A 19,094-nucleotide genomic window follows, 5' to 3' on the forward strand; every position below is an offset into this window, starting at 1 on the left:
CGTTTGTCTGCAAAAATGTCGTGCCCCGGGGCGGCAAGCCATGCTACGCCCCTTGTGCTCATTCGACGGGCAACGCCTCCCAGACCCTGCGCTGTTCCAGCAGACGCCGCTCCAGGGTCACGATTGCCTGTTTCACCTGCTCTACGCACTCCCTGACCGTCTCCAGAGCCAGCTCCGGGCTTAGGCAGGCGTCTTCCAGCTGGCGACAGCTCTCGACCAATTGTTCGCCCTTGACCACTCGCGCAGCGCCCTTGATGCGGTGCGCCAGCTCTGCCAGTTCCACGGTGGCCTGTTCCTGGAGCAAGGTGTCGAGGCTCTGCATGTCCATGCGATTGTTGCTCAGCAACTCACTGAGAATGTGGTGCAGCATCGTCGGCTCGCTGCCCACCAGGGTGTGCAAGGACTCCAGATCGAATACCCGGGAGGAGCGGGGGCTGGCGGGCTTCGAACTGGCGAGGCTTTCCTGCTCGCCCTCATCGGCCTGCCCCATGGCCAGCAGGCGTTCTTCCAGCTCGTCCAGGCTGATGGGCTTGATCAGGCAGTCGTTCATTCCCGCCTGGATGCAGCGTTCCACCTCCTCCTGCTGAGCGTCAGCGGTCAGGCCGATGATCATCATCGGCTCCGCGGCATTGTCCCGTTCATCCTGGCGAATCGCCCGGGTCATCTCGGCCCCGTTCATGATGGGCATGTGGCAGTCGGTGATGATCACGTCGAAGTCCTGCTCACGCCAGATGTGCAGGGCCTCCAGACCGTTTTCCGCCTCGAACACGTCATGTCCGAGGAAGCACAGTTGCTGCTGCAGGACCTGGCGGTTCACCGGATGATCGTCCACCACCAGGATCTGCAAGCGGTACATGTGACGCTTGTTGACCGGCGGCAGGCGCTCGGCTGCGGCCACGCGCTCCAGTGTCTGCAGACGCAACTCCACATTCACTCGGGTGCCGTGTCCCACAGCGCTGCTCATCGATACCTGGCCCCCCATCATTTCGCACAGGGAACGGCAGATCACCAGGCCCAGGCCTGTGCCTTCGATGTTCTGCACATTGCGTTCCACCTGGGCAAAAGGCTGGAACAGATGCTGCTGGCTGCAGGGCGAGATGCCGATCCCCGAGTCCTCGACACAGAGCCGTACCCGCAGCACTGCGTGGTCCAGCAGATCGCCGCTGATGCTCACCTTGATAAACCCGGCCTCGGTGAATTTGATGGCGTTGCTCACCAGATTGGACAGGATCTGCTTGAAACGCAGGCCGTCCACCAGTACGTCACCGTTGATGCTGGAATCGATCTCGAGGATCAGGCTCAGGCATTTCTGCCGGGCCAGTCCTTCGAACACCCGCGCCACCGACTCCACCAGTTCGCGCAGATTGGCCCGTTTGGGCGAGAGACTCAGGCGCCCCGACTCGATACGGGCGATATCCAGAATGTCGCCGATCAGCTCCAGCAGGCTGTGCGCCGAGCTGTAGGCAATTTCAATGCTGGAGCGTTCGATCCGGTCGCTGTCGGCGCGTTTGAGCGCCAGCTCCAGAATGCCGATGATCGCGTTCATCGGCGTGCGGATCTCATGGCTCATGGTGGCCAGGAACGTGGTCTTGGCCCGGCTGGCCTCGTCCGCGAGGTTCTTGGCTTCCTTCAGCTCCTGGACCAGATGCCGATGCTTGGTGATGTCCAGCCAGCCGCAGATCACGCCCTTGGTGACGCCATTGGCATCCTTGAATGGCTGAATCCAGTGTTCGATCCAGACCTCCTTGCCCTGCAGCTTCACCGCATAGACCGATGTGATGGTCTGGCCGTCGTTGATTGCCTGCAGGTAGTTCTGATGCAGATCGGGTTGCGCCGCGAAGTGCTCGGGCGGCAGTTGCTGCACGGTGCGGTTCAGCACCTCTTCGGCGCTGAGCCCGACGCTCTCCAGGTAACTGCGGTTGCAGGACAGCATGTTGCCGTCGACATCGCGGATATAAAGCGCAGGCGGCATGTTTTCCGCCAGCGTTTCGATAAAGCGCAATTGGTCGTTGAGGGTTTGCTCGGCCTTGACCCGGCGACGCAGGTAGAAGACCCAGGCCAGTGACAGCAGGAGCAGCAGTGAGGCCCCGGCGATGATCTCGGCGATCATCAAGGCGTAGTCGCGCCAGGTTTGGCTGCTCATCCCCGGGGGCGAGCGCCAGTGGCTGGCGATGGCGTTCAGGTCGTCCGCCGGGAGGCTGAGCAGGGCCTTGTCGAGGATGGACTGCAGCTCCGGGTCGCTGCGGCGCAAGGCAAAGTTGGCAGTGGCCTGGGTGGTGTGAATCAGGTCGGAGACGGCCAGGCGGTTCTGAAACAGACGGACAATGTAGTAACGCGAGGCCGGTAGGGACACCACCGCAGCATCGGCAGCGCCTTCATAGACCTTGTTCATGGCATCCAGCGAGGCACCGGCTTCGATTATCCGGGTTTGCGGATAGAGCTCGCGCACCTGTTGCAGCGTGACATGGCCGCTCGGTATGGCCAGGCGCTTGCCGATCAGTGCTCCGGCGAGCAGTGCCTTGCCGTTCTTGTCGGTTTGGGTGACGAGGACGAAGGGGCTGCTGAGAAAGGGCCGGGTGAAGCGCAGATTGTTCTCGCGTTGTGCGCTGGCGGTCATGATGGCCAGGTCCGCTTCCGATTTACGCAGGGCTTCAATCTGTTCCGGGTAGCCGCCGTTGCGGGCGGTCACCTGGAAACGCAGGCCGGTACGTTGGGCAATCAGCTCCAGCAGTTCGGCGGTGACTCCGGAGAAAATGCCGTTGGCGTCGAAAAAGGCCACGGGTGCCAGGTCATCGTTGATCACCAGGCGGACCACCGGATTGCGGGCGATCCAGCGCGACTCCTCCGGCGTCAGCACCACCTTCTCGTCCGAGGGAATGAAGCCGCTGCCGACCCAGCGGCGACTGAGGCTGGTGAGTTTTTCCCGGCCAATGGCTTCGATGCACTGGTCGACGATGCGCAGCAGGCGCTGGTTGTCCTCTTTGAGGGCAAAGCCATAGCCACCTTCGGAAAACGCAGCGAAACGTTCGAACTTGAGGTAGCTGTAGTAGGCGCGGTTGATGCGGAAGTAGGCACTGAGCACGTCGTCCAGGTACAGATCGGCATGGCCGAAGGCCGCCGCGGCGATGGCTTCGTCGGGGTTGGGGTAGATCATCGCGTGGGCGAGCGGAAAGCGTGACAGCAGTTCGGCGCTGTGCTCCTGAGGGACGGCTACCCGCAGCCCGGCCAGGTTGGCGGACACAGGCTTCAGGTCGTCGTTGCGCCTGAACAGCGCCAGGCGACCCTCGGCGAAGGGGCGGCTGAACCTGATGCTGTCGGCAGTGGCTGGCGCGGAACTGTAGCTGCCCAGCAGATCGATGTTGGCCGTCTGCAAGGCCTGCAAGGCGGCGTCCCGGGTGGCAAACGGCACGACCTTGATGCGTATCCCGAGCATCTGCCCGATCAGGGCGCTGACGTCGGCGGAAATGCCTTCGTAGTAGTTGTCGTTGTAGCTGACATTGAACGGTGCCGACTCGGTGGCGACGGCGCCGATTTTCAACTCCGACTTGTGACGCAGCCAATGCCAGTCTTCATCCTCCAGGGCCAGATCGTGGTGATCGAGGTGAACCGTGCTGTGCAGGGTATTGGGCAATGTCGGGGGCTCGGCCGCTGCCGGTTGCACAGCGGTGAGCGCCAAGCAGAAAAACAGCCAGATAAATCGTGAATGCATGATCGCGTCGAAAGTAGGAGGGCAGGAGGGCTTGAGCCGGGAGTCGTAGCGCAAGGCGCGCCGGGCGGACGGTACATGAAGCAGGGTCATGGGTCGCCACCTTGAACGGCCGTCATGAGGGGCTAGCGGCTGCAATAGGCGATGAAATGATTTTCCGGCATGGGCCGCGCGAACAGAAAACCCTGGGCGGTCTCGCACCCCAGTGCCAGCAAGCGCTCCTGCTGCTCGCGGGTTTCCACCCCTTCGATGATCAATGACATGCCCAGCGAGCGAGCCAGTGCCACGGTGTAGCTGATGACCGCATTGCTCCTGGGTTGGTGCCCCATCTTGCGCACGAAGGCTCCATCGAGCTTGATCTGACTGAAGGGCAGTTCACACAGGCGATCCAGGCTGGCGTAGCCGGCGCCGAAATCGTCCATGGCCAGGCCGCAACCCATCACTCGCAGGCGCACCAGGTTTTCCAGACTGATGGCGGGAGCGCTGACCAGACTGCTCTCCGTGATCTCGAAAGTGATGCAGGCGCACGGCACCTGAAACAGCGTGAGCAACGAGGCAATGGATTCGGTCAGGGTCTGGGACGTCAGTTGCGAGGGGTGCAGGTTGAAGGAAAATCCCAGGGCGGTTCCTTTCTCCGCCAGTTTGCGACGCAGGGCCAGGCCTTGATCGAGCAGTTGCCAGAACAGGCGGTCCAGCAGGTGGTGGTGTTCCATGAGGCACAGAAAGTGCGAGGGCGGCAGGACGCCTAGCTGGGGGTGGTTCCAGCGAGCCAGAACTTCCACCCCCAGTAGAGACGCGTCTTCGAGGGCGACCTTGGGCTGGTAATAGGGTTCGAATTCACCGTTGTCCAGGCCTCGAAGGACATCCTTCAGGGCCGGTAGCCTGGATTGTTCCAGCGGCCTGACCAGTCCGGGACGCTGGGACGGATAGCGTTTGAGCAAAGTGGTCAGCCGCTCCAGATCGAAGGGCTTGCCCAGGTCACCCAGGAAGTTGAAGCCCAGGTGCTTGATCATGGACGCGGTAGTGTGCCGCAAAATCGAATCGATCTGGCTGCAGAGAATGACCGAGTGCAGCTTGCCGCTGTGACTGGCGTTACGCAGGAAGGCCAGGCCGTCCATGCCGGACATCTTCAAGTCGCAGATGGCGATGTCCATCTTCTCGCTGTTCTCCAGCAGCGCCAGGGCCTCGCGGCCGCTGGCGGCCTGATGCACCTGCCCCGACATCACCTTTTTCAAGGCCGTCACGGTGACCAGGCGCTGCAGCGGTTCATCTTCCAGAACCAGAACATTCAAATGTTGCATTTCCGGCTCGCGTCATTATTTGTCGAGCATCTTGCTTAACAATCTGGATCGGGAGCCATAAGGCAAATCCCCACGTGTGGTGAGAAATTTCCTAGTGAAAAATCAGACTGTCTGATTCCTTTGGGAGAAGTGATTAACCTCTTGTATCGTCCCTTGTTTGTCAGGAGTCTGAAATTCACCGGGCATCGCGCAGGCAACGCCTCCGTGGCAACAGTGGTTACCCAAATACGAACGTCGCATCTGATCGGGGTGCGATTGCGTTTATCTTCCGAGCGACAAGGCCGGCCCCAAGGCCAGGTTTTTAAGGTGAAGTGACAACATGCACAGCGTATTGATAGTTGACGATCATCCTGTTGTCCGGCTCGCCGTTAAGGTCTTGCTGGAAAAAAACAACATGCGGGTTGTGGCCGAAACAGACAATGGACTGGATGCGCTGGAACTGGTTCGTGAACATGAACCGGCGGTGGTGATCCTCGATATCGGCATTCCCAAGTTGGACGGCCTCAAGGTGCTGTCACGGATCAAGGCCTTGGGCATATCCACCGAAGTGCTGGTGCTGACCTCGCAGTCCGTCGAGAGCTTCTGCAGGCGCTGCATTCAGTTGGGCGCGCGTGGGTTCGTCAACAAGGAGGAGGACCTGAGTAATCTGGTCGTGGCCATTAATGCGGTGTTGGCCGGCTATACCTTTTACCCGTCCCTGGCCGTGGATGTATCCATTCCTGCCGCGGAACAACAGACCGAGAGTGAACAGATAGGTTCGTTGACCGATCGGGAAATGATCGTGCTGCAGTATCTGGCCCAGGGTTATTCGAACAAGGCCATTGGTGAAAAACTGTTCTTGAGCAACAAGACCGTCAGTACTTACAAAACCCGTTTATTGCAGAAACTAGGCTTGGGTTCACAAGTCAGTCTGGCGGAGTTTGCCAAGCGCAATGCGTTGATTCCCTGAATTGAATCCGGCCGGCCAGTTGTAGCTTGCTCACTGGTTTGCCTGAGTCTCGATCCTTGAAGACGAGCGACACAATAGTGCGTTCTTTGTACATGACTTCAGATGTCCCGGGATCGTTCTCCAGATGGTTTACAGCACGATCTACCGAACTTCGTGGCCCATCTTGCATGGGCCACTGATACATTCTGGTGTTTGAGAGGGTTCTTGTTGCAGGTGCCTCAGCACCCTGCCAGGTGGGGCAATGGAGCTTGCAGGCGCGACGGCGCATCGGGCCCACGGTGGTGATCCGTGTTGCCCCGGTCCAGGGGCGCAGGTTCAGGCGCCGATGATGTTGTGCTCTGGCCCAAAGGGCAGAGCGGTGATGTTTTCCGCCCCCTGGGCATTGACGATCAGGATGTCGTGCTCCCGATAGCCGCCGGCACCAGGCAGGCCCTGAGGCAGCCGGATCATCGGTTCCATGGACACCACCATGTCCGGCTCCAGCACGGTGTCCACGTCCTCGCGAAACTCCAGGCCGGTTTCCCGGCCGTAGTAGTGGTTGAGGATGCCGAACGAGTGGCCGTAGCCGAAGGTGCGGTATTGCAGAAGGTCGTGCTCCAGGTAGATCTGGTTCAACTGCCGGGCAATCTCGCTGCAGCGGGCGCCGGGCCTGATCAGTTGCAACCCGGCCTGGTGCACCTTGACGTTGATTTCCCAGAGCCGCAGATGGGCATCGGGACAGTGGCCGAGGAACAGCGTGCGCTCCAGCGCGGTGTAGTAGCCGGCGATCATCGGGAAGCAATTGAGGCTGAGGATCTCCCCCGGCCTGACCCGGCGCGACGTCACCGGGTTGTGGGCGCCGTCCGTGTTGATTCCGGATTGAAACCAGGTCCAGGTGTCCATCAGTTCGGCGGCGGGAAAGGTGCGGGCGATTTCCCGCACCATGGCCTGGGTGGCGTGCAGCGCCACTTCGTACTCCGCCACCTGATCGTGCAGCGCCTCGATCGCGGCGGCGCCGCCAATGTCGGCGATGCGCGCGCCCTGGCGGATCAGCGCTTGTTCCTCGGCGGACTTGAGCATGCGCAGGTTCATGCAGGGTCCGGCGATGTCCAGCAGTTGCGCCTGTGGATAACGTTCGGCCAGGGCCCGGTAATGGGGCAGGCTCAACTGATCGAACTCCAGCCCCAGTCGCGAAGCTCGGGGCAGGGCCTGTTTGACCGCGACGAGGAAGTTGCCCCGTTGCCAGTCGGTGTAGATCACTTGAGCGTCACAGATCGCCCGGCGCCCCGGCTGACCGCCGTCGATGTTGGCGCTGATCAGCACCGTGCGCTCCTGGGTCACCGCCAGTGCGTACTGACGGCCGAAGGAGCAGTACAGGTAATCGGCGTAGTAGTTGATGTTGTGGTACGAGGTGAATAGCACCGCGTCCAGGCCTTCTTGGGCCATGTGAGTCCGCAGGGCACTCAGGCGCCGGGCGTATTCTGCGGCAGAGAAAGTGGAGGGGGCTTTTTCGCCATTGCGCAACTCAAGCGTCTGGGGCATCTGCATGGCATGGGTCCTTGCTGCTATGAACGATGCGTGGCGCCACACTCGGGTGGGCCGAGACACAGCATTGCAGCAGATCGCGCAGTAGCGGGCATGTGCAGTACCGACCCCGGGTTGGCTGCAAGCGCTGTTTTGACCGCGCGCTGCCCCAGGAGCCAGGGCGCTGGCGATCCGGGCGAGCAGCATCGAAGACTGGCCCCCCGCTACATTGCGTAGCGGGGGGCCAGGGACACGCGGGGACTCAGTGCAGCTTCAAGCGTGGGTCGGTGCCGCGTCCGATGCGGCTGCCGAGCATCAGCATCGCCGTGCGGAAGACTCCGTACAACGCCATCTGATGCATGCGGTACAGCGAGATGTAGAACATCCGCGCCAGCCAGCCTTCGAGCATCACACTGCCGGTGAGATTGCCCATCAGGTTGCCCACCGCCGAGAAGCGTGACAGCGAGATCAGCGAGCCGTAGTCGGTGTACTTGTAGGTCGGCAGGTCCTTGCCTTCGATGCGCAGCTTCAGCGACTTGGCCAGCAAGGACGCTTGCTGGTGCGCAGCCTGGGCCCTGGGCGGCACGTTGCGGTCGCTGCCCGGTTGCGGGCAGGCGGCGCAGTCACCGAAGGCGAAGATGTTCTCGTCGCGGGTGGTCTGCAAGGTGGGCAGGACCTGAAGCTGGTTGATGCGGTTGGTTTCCAGGCCGTCGATGTCCTTGAGAAAACCCGGCGCGCGAATGCCTGCCGCCCAGACCTTGAGGCTGGCGGGAATGGTCTGGCCGTCGGCGGTGATCAGGCTCTCGGCGGTCACTTCGCTGACCGCGGCATTGGTCAGAACCTTGACCCCGAGTTTCTCCAGGGTCTTGTGCACCGGGCCGCTGATGCGCTCGGGCAGGGCCGGGAGTACCCGTGGTCCGGCTTCGATCAGGGTGATGTGCATGTTCTCCGGCTGGATACGATCCAGGCCATAGGCCGCCAGCTCATGGGCCGCGTTATGCAGTTCGGCGGCCAGTTCCACGCCGGTGGCTCCGGCGCCGACGATGGCCACGCTGATCTGCTCCACGGCATCGGTCTGCCCGGCGTGAGCCCGCAGATAGTGGTTGAGCAACTGCTGGTGGAAGCGTTCGGCCTGCTTGCGGGTGTCGAGGAACAGGCAATGCTGGGCCGCGCCCTGGGTGCCGAAGTCGTTGGTGGTGCTGCCCACGGCAATCACCAGGGTGTCGTAGCCCAGTTCCCGGGCTGGCAGCAGTTCCACGCCGGCTTCGTCATAGGTTGCCGCCAGCTGGATTCTCTTGCTTTGACGATCGAGCCCGCTCATGCGCCCCAGCTGGAACTCGAAGTGGTTCCATTTGGCTTGGGCGACGTAGTTGAGTTCGTCTTCGGAGGAGTTCAGCGAGCCGGCGGCCACTTCGTGCAGCAGGGGTTTCCAGATATGGGTCAGGTTGGCGTCCACCAGCATCACACTGGCGGTGCCGCGCTTGCCCAGAGTCTTACCCAGGCGGGTCGCCAACTCCAGGCCGCCGGCGCCGCCGCCAACGATGACAATACGATGAGTCATGGGGATATCTCGCAAGGCTAAAAGAAATCGGTGCAGTCAACCGAGCGAGCGCGAAGCGGCTCATAGCGTCAGGTAACTGATAAAACGGCTCAACAGGCCGAGGGCGACGGTCACGGCAACCACCACCACGAGGAGCGTCCACGGCCGGAAGGGCCGGCGCTCGACTCGGTGCTGGGGCAGTTGCAGATATTCTTCGACATGGCGTTGGTCGTCGGGGTTCAGGCGGCTGCTCATAAAGGGCCTCGTCAGGTAGACGTCGCAACACAGGGGAATGTTACAGCGCGATGCAATCGGGCATGAGTCGAGCATAGCCGCTGCCGTGCGGGGGGCGATGACGAGGTCCCGGCGTTGGCAGGCAGGACGCTTTTTTACCATTGCCGGGGGGTAATGCGCCATGCCCACGCATGGCGGATTGACGACCGTTACAAACTGATGCCGACGTCGAAGAGGATGCTGCGCCCCAGATTGCTGCGCAGGAACTCCGGTGCGTCGGGATGGGCAAACAGCACCCGGGCGAAGGTCGGCCCCACCAGGGACAGTGAGCGCCAGCCCTGGCGCAGGTATTCGGTGGGCGGCGGGAAGTGGCTGTTCAGATCCAGCACCTCACGCTTCAGGGCGGCGAAGGCAATGATGTCCAGCTCGCCGAGGTTCATCCCGCGTTCCTTGTAGTTGTGAGCTTTCTTGCGCAGGGTTGGCCCCAGGCGCAGCAACAGTTCGTTGGCCGGGATGCGTTTGGGCTTGGCTTCGCGGCGCACCAGCTGGCTCAGGGAAAACGCACTGCGCCGCCGCTGCAGTTCATCGCGCCATTCGTCGTTGAGACGGCGGCCCTCATCGAGGACGAAAAACACCTCGAAGCTGGCCTCGCGAAACAACACATCTGGCGGCTCTTGGCCGGCGGCGGTGAATTCGTCATTGCGATAGGGAATGTTCAGGCCTTGCAGCAGGCGCTGGCAGACCCAACGCTCACGCTCCCATTTGCGGGCATTGGACAGGAACGCGTTGGCTTGTTCGGCCTGGATGGTAAGCAGGCGCAAAAAATCTGAGTCATCCATAACTTCAAGCTTAGCGCCCAAATATGACCTTTAGCAGCAGGCTTCCGGAAAAACCTTGGTCAGGGGGCCGCAGGCGCGCTTGCTGGAGCCCGGCCAAGGGCGGTGTAGACTGTTCGCCGTCCTCCCCCTCGATTTAGGAGCGTGCAGTGAAACCCTGGTCAATTCTGTTGCTGAGCCTGTTGCCTCTGTGGGCCCAGGCCCTGGAAATCGGTGAGCGTCTGGCCCCCTGGACCTTGCTGGATCAATTCGATCAAGCCTACAGCCTCGACTCCCAGGCGCGGTTCCTGCTGGTGGCTCGCGGTATGGATGCGGCCAAGGTGGTGAACGGCGCGCTCAAGGACAAGCCCAAGGATTATCTGCAGGCGCGTCATGGGGTGTTTGTCGCGGATATCCAGCGCATGCCGGCGCTGATCGCCAAGATGTTCGCGGTGCCTGCCATGCGTGATTATCCCTACCGGGTGATGCTCGATCGGGAAGGGCGCGTGGCCTCGCGTTACCCCGCTGCCGAGGACAAGGTCCTGTGGCTGCAATTGCAGGATGGCCAACTGGTGTCCCGGCACGAGTTCGCCACGGTCGAGCAATTGAAGGCAGCGCTGGAGAACATCCAGCCATGATCAGCGCGGCGCTGCTGTCGCCGGAAAGCCTGAGCGTCGGGTGGCTCCTGTATGTCCCGGTGCTGGCCTGGGCGGTGTTGCGAGCGCCGTGGGTCGAGCTGTTCACCGACAGCCGCCGTCAGCATCTGTTGTTCGGTACGGTGTTTGCCCTGTTTCTGCTGTGGCTGGTGCGTCGGGACTTCGACACCGGCGTGTCCTATCACTTCATCGGCATGACCGCGGTGACCCTGCTGCTGGATTGGCCATTGGCGATCGTGGGGGGCTTGATCGCGCAACTGGGGCTGCTGGCCCTGGGCCGCCAGGATCTGGCGGCATTGGGGGTCAACGGGGTCTTGCTGATCCTGCTGCCGGTGGCGGTTACGGAAGCCTGCGCCTGGCTGGTGGAACGGGCCCAGCCGCGCAACCCCTTCGTCTATATCTTTTGTTCGGGCTTCTTTGCCGCGGCCTTGTCGGCGCTGCTGTGCCTGCTCTGCGCGCTGGGCCTGTTGTGGTTCGACGAGCGTTTCGCCATGCCCGAGTGGCTGGAGGATTTCGTCGGTTACCTGTGGCTGATCATCTTTCCCGAGGCGTTCATCAACGGCATGGTGATCAGTGCCCTGGTGGTGTTTTGCCCGGAATGGCTGGAAACCTTCAATCGCACCCGCTACCTCTCGGCGCCCTGGAAAGACGAGGATCCGCGCTCTTGATCCATATCAACGCCGAGCCTGGGGCCCCGCTGCATGCTCGGCAAAAATCCCAGGAGTGCGGTCATGAGTGTCTATCAGTGGGCCCGGCAGGAAGTGCGCGACAGCCTGCACAGCGCCCAGCAGGAAGGGTTTGAACCGGGCTTGAGCCTGCGAGCGCTGCTCAGCGCGGTGGTGCAGCAGAGCAAGAGCGTGCGCAGCATCGAGGATCTGGCAGACGAACTGCAGTTCCTCGCGGAGAACCTCGACGACGATCAGGACTACAGTTTCATGCGGCCCTGACCGGCGTCGGCTTGAGCACTCAGTGTGCGCGGGGCGGCAGTTCTTCCGAGAACAGTTCGTCCTCGGCATCCGGGCTCACCGGAATCTTGTGTTCCTCGGCGGCCCAGGCCCCCAGGTCAATCAGTTTGCAACGGTCGGAACAGAATGGCCGATTGGTGTTGGCCGCGGTCCATTCCACGGGGGCGCCACAGGTTGGGCATTCGACGGTCAGGGGTTGGCTCATGACTGGCCTCCACGCAAAGTTAAGTAAAAGTGATGCAGGCGCTCGACTTCGCTGCGCAACCAGGCCTGGTCGCGGTCGTTGACCAGTACATCGTCGGCGTGACGCAGGCGCTCCTCCCGGCTGGCCTGGGCCTGGAGAATCGCCCGGACCTGCTGTTCGCTGGTCCGGTCCCGTTGCAGGGTGCGTTCAATCTGCAACTGTTGCGGCACATCGATCACCAGGATCCGCTGGGTCATCCGTGACTGGCCCGATTCGATCAACAGCGGTGACACCAGAATCGCATAGGGCGATTCGGCGCGGGCCAGATGCTTGGCAATCTCCTCGGCGATCAGCGGATGCAGCAGCGCTTCCAGCCAGCGCCGTTGCTCGGGGATCTCGAAGATCAACGTGCGCAACGCGGCGCGATCCAGTTGGCCATCGGCCTGTAGCACGCCCTGGCCAAAGTGGCGGGCAATCTGTTCCAGGGCCGGGCGCCCGGGTTCCACCACCCAGCGTGCGGCGTGATCGGCATCGATCACATGCACGCCCAGGTCGATGAAATGCTGGGCGGCAGCGCTTTTGCCACTGCCGATGCCGCCGGTCAGGCCAAGAGTCCAGGGTGTGTGAGGGGAGCGAGTCATTGGAAGCCGACAGCCTGCAGATAGAAGTCGGTCATTTGACCACCCCAGAGCAAGGCAATCCAGCCGGCAATGGCCAGAAAAGGGCCAAAGGGGATCGGCGTCGAGGTTTTGGCCCGGTTCAGGCGCAGCATGAGGGTGCCGATGATGGCGCCCACCAGTGAGGAGAGGAGCAGGGTCAGCGGCAGCACCTGCCATCCGCCCCAGGCTCCCAGCATCGCCAGCAGCTTGAAGTCGCCGTGCCCCATGCCGTCCTTGCCGGTCAGCAGCTTGAACAGCCAGAACACCGACCACAGGCTCAGGTAGCCGAGTACCGCCCCCCACAGGGCATCGCCCAGGCTGACCAGCAGCCCGAAGCTGTTGGCGATCAGTCCCAGCCACAGCAACGGCAACACCAGTACGTCGGGCAGCAGTTGGTGATCGGCATCGATCAGACTCATGGCGATCAGCCCCCAGCTGAGGATCAGCAACAGGCCCGCTTGCCAGCCGAAGCCGAAGTGCCAGGCAACGAAGGCCGAGATCAACCCGCAGGCCAGCTCGGTCAGCGGGTAGCGGGGGCTGATGGCGGCCTTGCAATGGCGGCAACGGCCCCGCAGGCACAGATAGCTGAGCAGGGGAATGTTCTCCCAGGGGCGGATTGGCTGTGTGCAATGCGGACACTGGGAATGGGGCAGCAGCAGGTTATAGGGCGCCCCTGCCGGCTCCGGGGGCAGCCCCAGCACTTCGTGGGCCTGGGCGCGCCAGTCGCGCTCGAGCATCTTCGGCAGGCGCCACACCAGCACATTGAGGAAGCTGCCGACCAGCAGCCCCAGTATCAGGGCGGCCAACACGAAAGCCAGGGGGTTGAGGGTCAGGACTTTAGTCAAGGACATGTTCAGATCGCTGTACCGAGTTGAAAGACAGGCAGGTACATGGCCACCACCAGGGCGCCGACGATACTGCCCAGAAGCACCATGATCAACGGCTCCATGAGACGGGTCAGGCTGTCCACCAGGTGGTCCACCTCGACTTCATAGTGGGTCGCGACCTTTTCCAGCAAGTGGTCCAGGGTTCCGGACTCTTCACCGATGGCGGTCATCTGGACCGCCATGCCGGGGAAGACCCCGCTGGCGCGCATGGCAAAGTGCAATTGCATGCCGCTGGCCACCTGTTGGCGAATGCGCTCCACCGCTTGCTTGAAGACCCGATTGCCACTGGTTCCGGCCACCGAGTCCAGAGCCTGCACCAGGGGCACCCCGGCAGCGAAGGTGGTCGCCAGGGTTCGGGCATAGCGCGCCACGGCGGATTTTTGCAGCAAGGGGCCGGCCAGGGGCAAGCGCAGCAGCCCCACATCCACCGTGTCCCGCAGGCGTGCCGAGCGTCGATAGGCCTGGATCAGGCCGACACCGACCAGCAGGCTGGCGGCGAGCAAGAGTCCGCCGTGGCGCTGGAGCACCTGGGAGAGGTTGATCACCCATTGAGTGAGCGGCGGCAACTCGGCGTCGAACCCGGCGAACAGGCTCTGGAACTGGGGAACCACTTTGAGCAACAGGATGCTGCTGACGACGACTGCCACGCCGATCACCGCCAGCGGATAGACCATGGCTTGCTTTACCCGGGTCTTGAGGTTTTCGCTCTTTTCCTTGTGGGTCGCGACACGTTCCAGCAGCGTGTCCAGGGCCCCGGCCTGCTCGCCGGCATCCACCAGGTTGCAGTACAGCGCATCAAAGTGGCGTGGATGCCGGCGCAGTGCGCTCGCCAGGCTGGAACCGGCCTCGATTTCGCGCTTGAGGCTGGCCAGCAGCTGGCGCATCAGGGGCTGTTCAAAGCCTTCGGCAATGATGTCGAAGGCCTGCAGCAGCGGCACCCCGGCCTGCATCAACGTGGCCAGTTGGCGAGTGAACAGGGCGATCTCCCGGGGGCTGATCCCTTGGCCCAGTCGAGGCCAGGCCCTTGGCTTGCGGCGCACCCGGGTCGGGGTGATGCCCTGCTTGCGCAACCGGGCCCTGATCAGTCCCGGGTTGGCAGCGCTCAGTTCGCCGTGCATCACCTGGCCCTGGCCGTCGATGCCGTGCCAGAGATAGACACTCGTCGTGGGAGCTTTTGCCGCCATGCTTCGATCCTTGGGCAGTGGAGGAGTCTGGTCAGGAGGGTCATCGAACGGCTGATCGATGATCCGCGACCGCGGATGTGGCCTGGGCGCAAACGCGGTTGGGACGCTCCGGCCGGCGGCACCTGTTGAAGCCTAGCTGCCGGGTGCCTGTCGGACAGGGTCACGAGCTGACGAAATTTGTCAGTTTGTGCGACTTCTTGCGCTCAAGGCCAAGGGCTATCACCTCTGCAGACCGGGGATTCCGTGGGTCGGGCCCTGGCACAGGGAATGCTTCAAGTCTTGCTGACGACCCACAGAGCATTATTGCCAGGAGGCACATCCATGAAACATCAATCCGCTTTTACCCTGATCGAATTACTGGTGGTGGTGGCCATCATTGGCGTTCTCGCCATGGTGGCGATGCCGCTGTACGCCCAGTATCAGGCCCGGGCCAAGGTAATTGCCGCGTTGGCCGAGGTCTCGGCGCTCAAGGTGAATGTCGAGGACCTGCTGAACCAGGGGACCGACCCGACCATGGCCTTGATTGGAGGCTCGGCCCAGACCTCCAACTGCCGGATGAGCGTCGGTGGCACAGCGGTCTCCGGTGAAGGGAGCATTGGCTGCACCATCCTCAATGCGCCGGGAGCGGTGCTGAACAAGACCCTGCTGCTGACCCGCTCCGCAGCTTCCGGATGGACCTGCAGCACCACGGTGGAGGCCGATTATGCGCCCAAGGGCTGCATGGCGCAGGACGCTTGAAGCCTGATCTGGCGTTTCGGCGCGGGCCGCTCGGATTGCTCCGGGAAAAAACCGCAACTTGCATGCAGATTGTCGAGCCGTCGTGCATTTTGCATGCTGCCGATTTTTCGAGTTTTCTATAAGTAATTGTTTTATAACGAATAATTATGATCTTCAGACTTGGCACAGCACCTGCAACATCCCCAGTAACCCTGCTGCCAGGACTCGGAGCAGGCTTTCTAAAAGAACAGGAGTTATTCGTATGAAGAAGTTTGCTATCGCTGCTGCAACTGCTACCGCTCTGACCCTGACCATGGCTAACGCAGCTTTTGCGCAGACTACTCAAGGCACCCAGTCGCCCATGGTTGTGGCTGCCGGTGAAGTGACCAAGGCCAAAGAGGCGACTTCCGATACCTGGATCACCACCAAAGTGAAAAGCGATCTGGTTACCGAGAAAGGCATTCCTGGCACCGACATCAAGGTCGAAACCAACAAGGGCGTGGTGTCGCTGTCGTCCACCGTCGCGATCACCGAAGCGCAGAAAGCCACTGCCGTGGCAATCACCAAGAAAATCAAAGGCGTCAAGGCAGTCTCCGCTGACGGCCTGAAAGCCGAGTAAGACTCCAGCTTCTCGCCTGGACAGGGAGAGGAAGCGGCAGACGGGCCCAATGGCACGGTTGCCGCTTCTTTCATGAGTTCATGCGGAAGATCACAAGGATGTGATCATTACAGGCCCCGGCATTGCGTGTCGGGGCCTGTTCTATTGTGGGGGGGGTTGTTGTGGACCCGACGGCGTCGCCGGGCGCAGTTTATTCGCTGTCCAGATGCAGCGGCGTGATCACCTTGCCGTCGCTCTCGGCCTGGCCCAGGTTGGCATCGATGAAGTAAACGCGGTCGTCGGCCAACTGGCCCTTGTCCACCAGGAAGTCCTTGATGCTGCTGGCTCGTTCCTGGCCCAGCTGGCGCAGCAGAACGTCGCTGCCGCTCCAGAACTTGATCAGGCCTTCACGCAGCTTGGCGCTGCGTTCGTCGCGGCTGAGCTGCGCCCATTCCGCCGGAGGCTGCTGCTTCAGGCGGGTACGGTAGATGCCTTCCAGCAACGGTGCCTTCTCGCCTTCGGGAACCTGCAGCAGGGACGCCTGGGCCGGAACCTTGTCGCCGCGGCGCTGGAGGATCTTGTAGTAGTTGTACTGGTATTCCCGCTCCAGGCGCTGCTCGGCGATCAATGGACCGTCGCTGCTCTGGGCGCTGGTGCCTTCGATTTCCAGGCGCAGGGTCGGACGTTCCTTGAGGGCCTTGGCCAGGGTGGTCAGGGCCGATTCCGACTCTTTGCTCAGCTCGCTGGAACCGGGGGCGAAGGAAACGTTGCTCAAGTCTTCCGAACCGCCACCGGAGATCAGGCCGCCGATGAACTTGAAGGGCGCTTCGGCCGCGCGTAGCACCAGATTGCGCAAGGTCTGCCAGACGATCGGCATGACGCTGAACTGCGGGTTGTTCAAGTCGCCGGAGATCGGCAATTCGATGGAGATCTTGCCGTCGGTGTCCTTGAGCAAGGCTACGGCCAGGCGGATCGGCAGGTCCACGGCATCCGGACTGTCGACCTTCTCGCCCAACTGCAACTGCTCGACCACCAGCTTGTTCTCGGCCTTGAGCTGGCCCTTGGTGATCATGTAGTGCAGGTCGAGGTTGAGCCGGCCCTTGCGAATGCGGAAGCCCGCGAACTTGCCGGAGTAGGGGGTCAGGGTGGTCAACTCCACCCGTTTGAAACTGGTGGCGATATCCAGGGCGGCCATTGGATCGAACGGGTTGACGCTGCCCTTGATGGTCACTGGCGCGTAGCGGTCGACCTTGCCCTTGACGTCGACTTCCGCCGGTTTGGCCTGCCGGCTGTCGATGGTGCCGACATGCCCGTTGAGTTGCTGGATGGCAGTGGCGAAGTTGGGCGTCAGGCTTAGGTCGGCGAAGTTGGCCGAACCGTCATTGATGGCGATTTCACCAATGTGGATGCCCAGCGGCTTGCTGGAGCCGGGGGCGGATTTGCCCGAGGGTTTTCCGCCCGCGCCTGCCGGTTGTGGAATCAGCAGGTCGTCGATATTGGTGGTGCGGTCATCGTTGATGATGAAGCGCGCATAGGGCTGCATCAGGTTGACCCGGCTGATGCTCAGGCTGTCACCGTGCTGATAGTTCAGGCCTTCGACCACCACCTGCTTCCACTTGACGAAGTCGCGGGTCTTGAGGGTGTCCAGGGTGTGCAGTTGGTCCACTTCGGCGCGGCCGGTGATGCTGAAAGTCAGCGGCTCGACTTTCTTCAGGTCCACGGCCAGGTCGCTGCCAAGCATGCCGCTCCGCAATTCCAGGCGAATGAAGGGGCTGATGTAGGACTGGGCGATCCGCAGGTCGATGTCCTTGGTCTGCACCTTGAGCTTGGCGGTGATGGGGTTGAGATTGACCTCGCCGCTGGCGGTGACCTTGCCTTGCTTGCCCAGGCCGGTATCGAGCTTGAGGCTGAAAGGCGACTGGTTGAGGCTGTCGAAATTCTTCAGGTCGAGGTTCAGTGGGCCCACATCCAGGGCCACGGCCGGCTTGGCCTTGCGGTCGGCCAGGTGCACCTGGTAATTGCGCAGCTCTACGTCCTTGAGCAGTACCTGCCAGGGCTTGCCGGGTGGTGCAGGCTCCTTGGGGGAATCGGCGGCGGCCGGTTGTGGCTTGGGCGCCGGCTTGGCGGGTTGGCTGGCAAACAGTTTCTGCCAGTCGAGCTGGCCATCGGCTTCAAGGGCGGCCCAGGTTTCCAGCTTCTGGCTGCGGATCTTGCCGACAATCACCTGCTGCTTGGCCAGGTCCACGGTGGTTTCGCTCACCTCCAGCCGCTCCAGGCGCGCCAGTGGCCGTCCATCCGGAGCCTTGATGGCGAAGGGCGCGACACTGATGGACGTGTTGTCCAGCAGCAGCTCTGTTTCCTTGGCCAGGCTGAATGTGTAATGGGTGCTGAGGTTGACCACCCCGTCTTCGAGGACCAGTGGCACTGCGTCGCGCACGTAGGGCCACCAGGCTTTCATCTTGCCGTCGCTGACCTTCAGGGTGCCTTGGGACGTCAGCGGGATGACGCTGAAGTTGCCGCGCCAGTCGATCTGTCCGCCTTCGGGACCAGTGGCGACCAGGGTCATGTCGGCGCTGTCGTCTGGCAGGGTGCTGAGGTTCTTCAGTTCGAAATCGAGCTTGTTGTAGATGAACTCGATGGGTTCGCTGGGGCGCAGGTCCCGAAAGTGCAGGTAGCCGCCGGCCAGCTTGATGCGCTCGATGCGCACCGGAAACGGTTTGGCGTTGGGATCGCTCGGGGTCGGCTCGCTGGCGGGCAGCTTGAACAGAGCCAGGAGGTTGAGCTTGCCGTCCTTGTCAAAGAGGATTTCGGTCTTGGGCTGGTCCAGCTCGACATCTGCCAGATGCAGTGCGCGGGTCCACAGGCTGTCCAGTTGCAGGTTGGCGTAGAGGCGTTCGAAGGCCACCTGCTCCTTGCCCGGCTCGCCGATGTTCAGGCCCCAGACGGTCAGCTCCAGGCTGAAGGGGTTGAGTTCGATGCGTTGGATATGGGCCGGGGTCGTGGCGTAGTTGGCCAGTTGCTGATTGGCCACCCGCAAGGCGATGCCCGGCAGAATCAGAAAGCCCAGCAGACTGTAAAGGGCGAGAGCGGTCAACAAGGCGCAAAGAGCGCGAATCAATCCTTTGGTCATGCGAGGCTTCATCTATCTGAATCGGAAGTGCCTTGGAGTATGGCACGCGTTTACGGTTCCGAAACC

At 62.0% G+C, this 19,094-nt stretch carries 17 protein-coding genes; 6 read left to right on the plus strand and 11 right to left on the minus strand.

Features of this window, described 5'->3' with window-relative positions; translation table 11 throughout:
• Positions 1–58: 58 nt before the first annotated feature.
• Both L1O02_RS04620 and L1O02_RS04625 read right to left on the minus strand, forming a co-directional pair.
• On the minus strand, positions 59–3,709 hold the full coding sequence (locus tag L1O02_RS04620) for a transporter substrate-binding domain-containing protein (RefSeq protein WP_348636705.1): 3,651 nt from the start codon (positions 3,707–3,709) through the stop codon (positions 59–61).
• Between the two features lie 122 nt (positions 3,710–3,831).
• A complete protein-coding gene (locus L1O02_RS04625; RefSeq protein ID WP_060841149.1) occupies positions 3,832–5,007 on the minus strand; it encodes an EAL domain-containing response regulator in 1,176 nt (391 codons plus the stop codon).
• Positions 5,008–5,326: 319 nt separating this feature from the next.
• Between L1O02_RS04625 and L1O02_RS04630 the strand changes: the two genes are divergently transcribed.
• Positions 5,327–5,956, plus strand: a complete 630-nt coding sequence (locus L1O02_RS04630) for a response regulator transcription factor (RefSeq protein ID WP_060841148.1) — start codon at positions 5,327–5,329, stop codon at positions 5,954–5,956.
• Between the two features lie 315 nt (positions 5,957–6,271).
• On the opposite strand, the gene L1O02_RS04635 is transcribed toward L1O02_RS04630, so the two are convergent.
• From L1O02_RS04635 to L1O02_RS04650, 4 genes are all read right to left on the minus strand, one after another.
• Positions 6,272–7,483, minus strand: a complete 1,212-nt coding sequence (locus L1O02_RS04635; protein ID WP_235759615.1) for a M24 family metallopeptidase — start codon at positions 7,481–7,483, stop codon at positions 6,272–6,274.
• A 238-nt stretch (positions 7,484–7,721) separates the two neighbouring features.
• Positions 7,722–9,020: an NAD(P)/FAD-dependent oxidoreductase gene (locus L1O02_RS04640; RefSeq protein ID WP_060841146.1), complete on the minus strand. Its 1,299-nt coding sequence runs from the start codon at positions 9,018–9,020 to the stop codon at positions 7,722–7,724.
• Positions 9,021–9,080: 60 nt separating this feature from the next.
• Positions 9,081–9,254, minus strand: coding sequence for a DUF3094 family protein (locus L1O02_RS04645; RefSeq protein WP_060841145.1), 174 nt, complete (start codon positions 9,252–9,254; stop codon positions 9,081–9,083).
• A gap of 188 nt (positions 9,255–9,442) precedes the next feature.
• Positions 9,443–10,072, minus strand: coding sequence for a DUF1780 domain-containing protein (locus L1O02_RS04650; protein ID WP_060841144.1), 630 nt, complete (start codon positions 10,070–10,072; stop codon positions 9,443–9,445).
• Between the two features lie 146 nt (positions 10,073–10,218).
• Here L1O02_RS04650 and L1O02_RS04655 point away from each other — a divergent pair, with 146 nt between their 5' ends.
• From L1O02_RS04655 to L1O02_RS04665, 3 genes are all read left to right on the plus strand, one after another.
• Entirely contained in the window at positions 10,219–10,686 is a 468-nt protein-coding gene (locus tag L1O02_RS04655) for an FAD/FMN-containing dehydrogenase (RefSeq protein WP_235759617.1), read from the plus strand.
• The gene (locus L1O02_RS04660) at positions 10,683–11,372 is read left to right on the plus strand and encodes an energy-coupling factor ABC transporter permease (RefSeq protein WP_235759619.1); all 690 of its coding nucleotides are present in this window, start codon (positions 10,683–10,685) and stop codon (positions 11,370–11,372) included. Before L1O02_RS04655 ends, L1O02_RS04660 begins: the two co-directional genes overlap by 4 nt.
• Before the next feature lie 63 nt (positions 11,373–11,435).
• Positions 11,436–11,651 carry a hypothetical protein gene (locus L1O02_RS04665; protein WP_016968161.1) on the plus strand — a complete coding sequence of 72 codons (216 nt, stop codon included), beginning with the start codon at positions 11,436–11,438 and terminating at the stop codon, positions 11,649–11,651.
• Between the two features lie 19 nt (positions 11,652–11,670).
• Here the strand turns inward: L1O02_RS04665 and yacG are convergent, their stop codons facing one another.
• From yacG to L1O02_RS04685, 4 genes are read right to left on the minus strand one after another with little or no spacing between them, the layout of a single operon-like run.
• Complete coding sequence (gene yacG, locus L1O02_RS04670) at positions 11,671–11,874, minus strand: DNA gyrase inhibitor YacG (RefSeq protein WP_060841142.1); 204 nt, start codon at positions 11,872–11,874, stop codon at positions 11,671–11,673.
• Positions 11,871–12,494: a dephospho-CoA kinase gene (gene coaE, locus L1O02_RS04675; protein WP_060841141.1), complete on the minus strand. Its 624-nt coding sequence runs from the start codon at positions 12,492–12,494 to the stop codon at positions 11,871–11,873. The genes yacG and coaE overlap by 4 nt, the downstream gene beginning before the upstream one ends.
• Entirely contained in the window at positions 12,491–13,363 is an 873-nt protein-coding gene (locus L1O02_RS04680) for an A24 family peptidase (RefSeq protein WP_235759621.1), read from the minus strand. The genes coaE and L1O02_RS04680 overlap by 4 nt, the downstream gene beginning before the upstream one ends.
• A 2-nt stretch (positions 13,364–13,365) precedes the next feature.
• Positions 13,366–14,583, minus strand: a complete 1,218-nt coding sequence (locus tag L1O02_RS04685; RefSeq protein WP_235759623.1) for a type II secretion system F family protein — start codon at positions 14,581–14,583, stop codon at positions 13,366–13,368.
• A gap of 321 nt (positions 14,584–14,904) precedes the next feature.
• Between L1O02_RS04685 and L1O02_RS04690 the strand changes: the two genes are divergently transcribed.
• Together L1O02_RS04690 and L1O02_RS04695 are read left to right on the plus strand one after the other, a co-directional pair.
• Positions 14,905–15,321 (plus strand): pilin, encoded by a 417-nt coding sequence (locus L1O02_RS04690; protein WP_235759625.1) that lies wholly within the window; start codon positions 14,905–14,907, stop codon positions 15,319–15,321.
• A 241-nt stretch (positions 15,322–15,562) separates the two neighbouring features.
• Entirely contained in the window at positions 15,563–15,919 is a 357-nt protein-coding gene (locus tag L1O02_RS04695) for a BON domain-containing protein (RefSeq protein ID WP_060841137.1), read from the plus strand.
• A gap of 190 nt (positions 15,920–16,109) precedes the next feature.
• Here L1O02_RS04695 and L1O02_RS04700 read toward each other — a convergent pair whose 3' ends face one another.
• Positions 16,110–19,028, minus strand: a complete 2,919-nt coding sequence (locus L1O02_RS04700; RefSeq protein WP_060844662.1) for a DUF748 domain-containing protein — start codon at positions 19,026–19,028, stop codon at positions 16,110–16,112.
• Positions 19,029–19,094: the final 66 nt, after the last annotated feature.

Source organism: Pseudomonas sp. BC42 (assembly GCF_021560055.1).
GTDB lineage: Bacteria > Pseudomonadota > Gammaproteobacteria > Pseudomonadales > Pseudomonadaceae > Aquipseudomonas.

What these genes read in the sequence shown, in the direction of transcription:
- L1O02_RS04620 (WP_348636705.1), bottom strand. Translation starts at nt 3,709, where the DNA reads ATGCATTCACGATTTATCTGGCTGTTTTTCTGCTTGGCGCTCACCGCT.
- L1O02_RS04625 (WP_060841149.1), bottom strand. Translation starts at nt 5,007, where the DNA reads ATGCAACATTTGAATGTTCTGGTTCTGGAAGATGAACCGCTGCAGCGC.
- L1O02_RS04630 (WP_060841148.1), top strand. Translation starts at nt 5,327, where the DNA reads ATGCACAGCGTATTGATAGTTGACGATCATCCTGTTGTCCGGCTCGCC.
- L1O02_RS04635 (WP_235759615.1), bottom strand. Translation starts at nt 7,483, where the DNA reads ATGCAGATGCCCCAGACGCTTGAGTTGCGCAATGGCGAAAAAGCCCCC.
- L1O02_RS04640 (WP_060841146.1), bottom strand. Translation starts at nt 9,020, where the DNA reads ATGACTCATCGTATTGTCATCGTTGGCGGCGGCGCCGGCGGCCTGGAG.
- L1O02_RS04645 (WP_060841145.1), bottom strand. Translation starts at nt 9,254, where the DNA reads ATGAGCAGCCGCCTGAACCCCGACGACCAACGCCATGTCGAAGAATAT.
- L1O02_RS04650 (WP_060841144.1), bottom strand. Translation starts at nt 10,072, where the DNA reads ATGGATGACTCAGATTTTTTGCGCCTGCTTACCATCCAGGCCGAACAA.
- L1O02_RS04660 (WP_235759619.1), top strand. Translation starts at nt 10,683, where the DNA reads ATGATCAGCGCGGCGCTGCTGTCGCCGGAAAGCCTGAGCGTCGGGTGG.
- L1O02_RS04665 (WP_016968161.1), top strand. Translation starts at nt 11,436, where the DNA reads ATGAGTGTCTATCAGTGGGCCCGGCAGGAAGTGCGCGACAGCCTGCAC.
- yacG (WP_060841142.1), bottom strand. Translation starts at nt 11,874, where the DNA reads ATGAGCCAACCCCTGACCGTCGAATGCCCAACCTGTGGCGCCCCCGTG.
- coaE (WP_060841141.1), bottom strand. Translation starts at nt 12,494, where the DNA reads ATGACTCGCTCCCCTCACACACCCTGGACTCTTGGCCTGACCGGCGGC.
- L1O02_RS04680 (WP_235759621.1), bottom strand. Translation starts at nt 13,363, where the DNA reads ATGTCCTTGACTAAAGTCCTGACCCTCAACCCCCTGGCTTTCGTGTTG.
- L1O02_RS04685 (WP_235759623.1), bottom strand. Translation starts at nt 14,583, where the DNA reads ATGGCGGCAAAAGCTCCCACGACGAGTGTCTATCTCTGGCACGGCATC.
- L1O02_RS04690 (WP_235759625.1), top strand. Translation starts at nt 14,905, where the DNA reads ATGAAACATCAATCCGCTTTTACCCTGATCGAATTACTGGTGGTGGTG.
- L1O02_RS04695 (WP_060841137.1), top strand. Translation starts at nt 15,563, where the DNA reads ATGAAGAAGTTTGCTATCGCTGCTGCAACTGCTACCGCTCTGACCCTG.
- L1O02_RS04700 (WP_060844662.1), bottom strand. Translation starts at nt 19,028, where the DNA reads ATGACCAAAGGATTGATTCGCGCTCTTTGCGCCTTGTTGACCGCTCTC.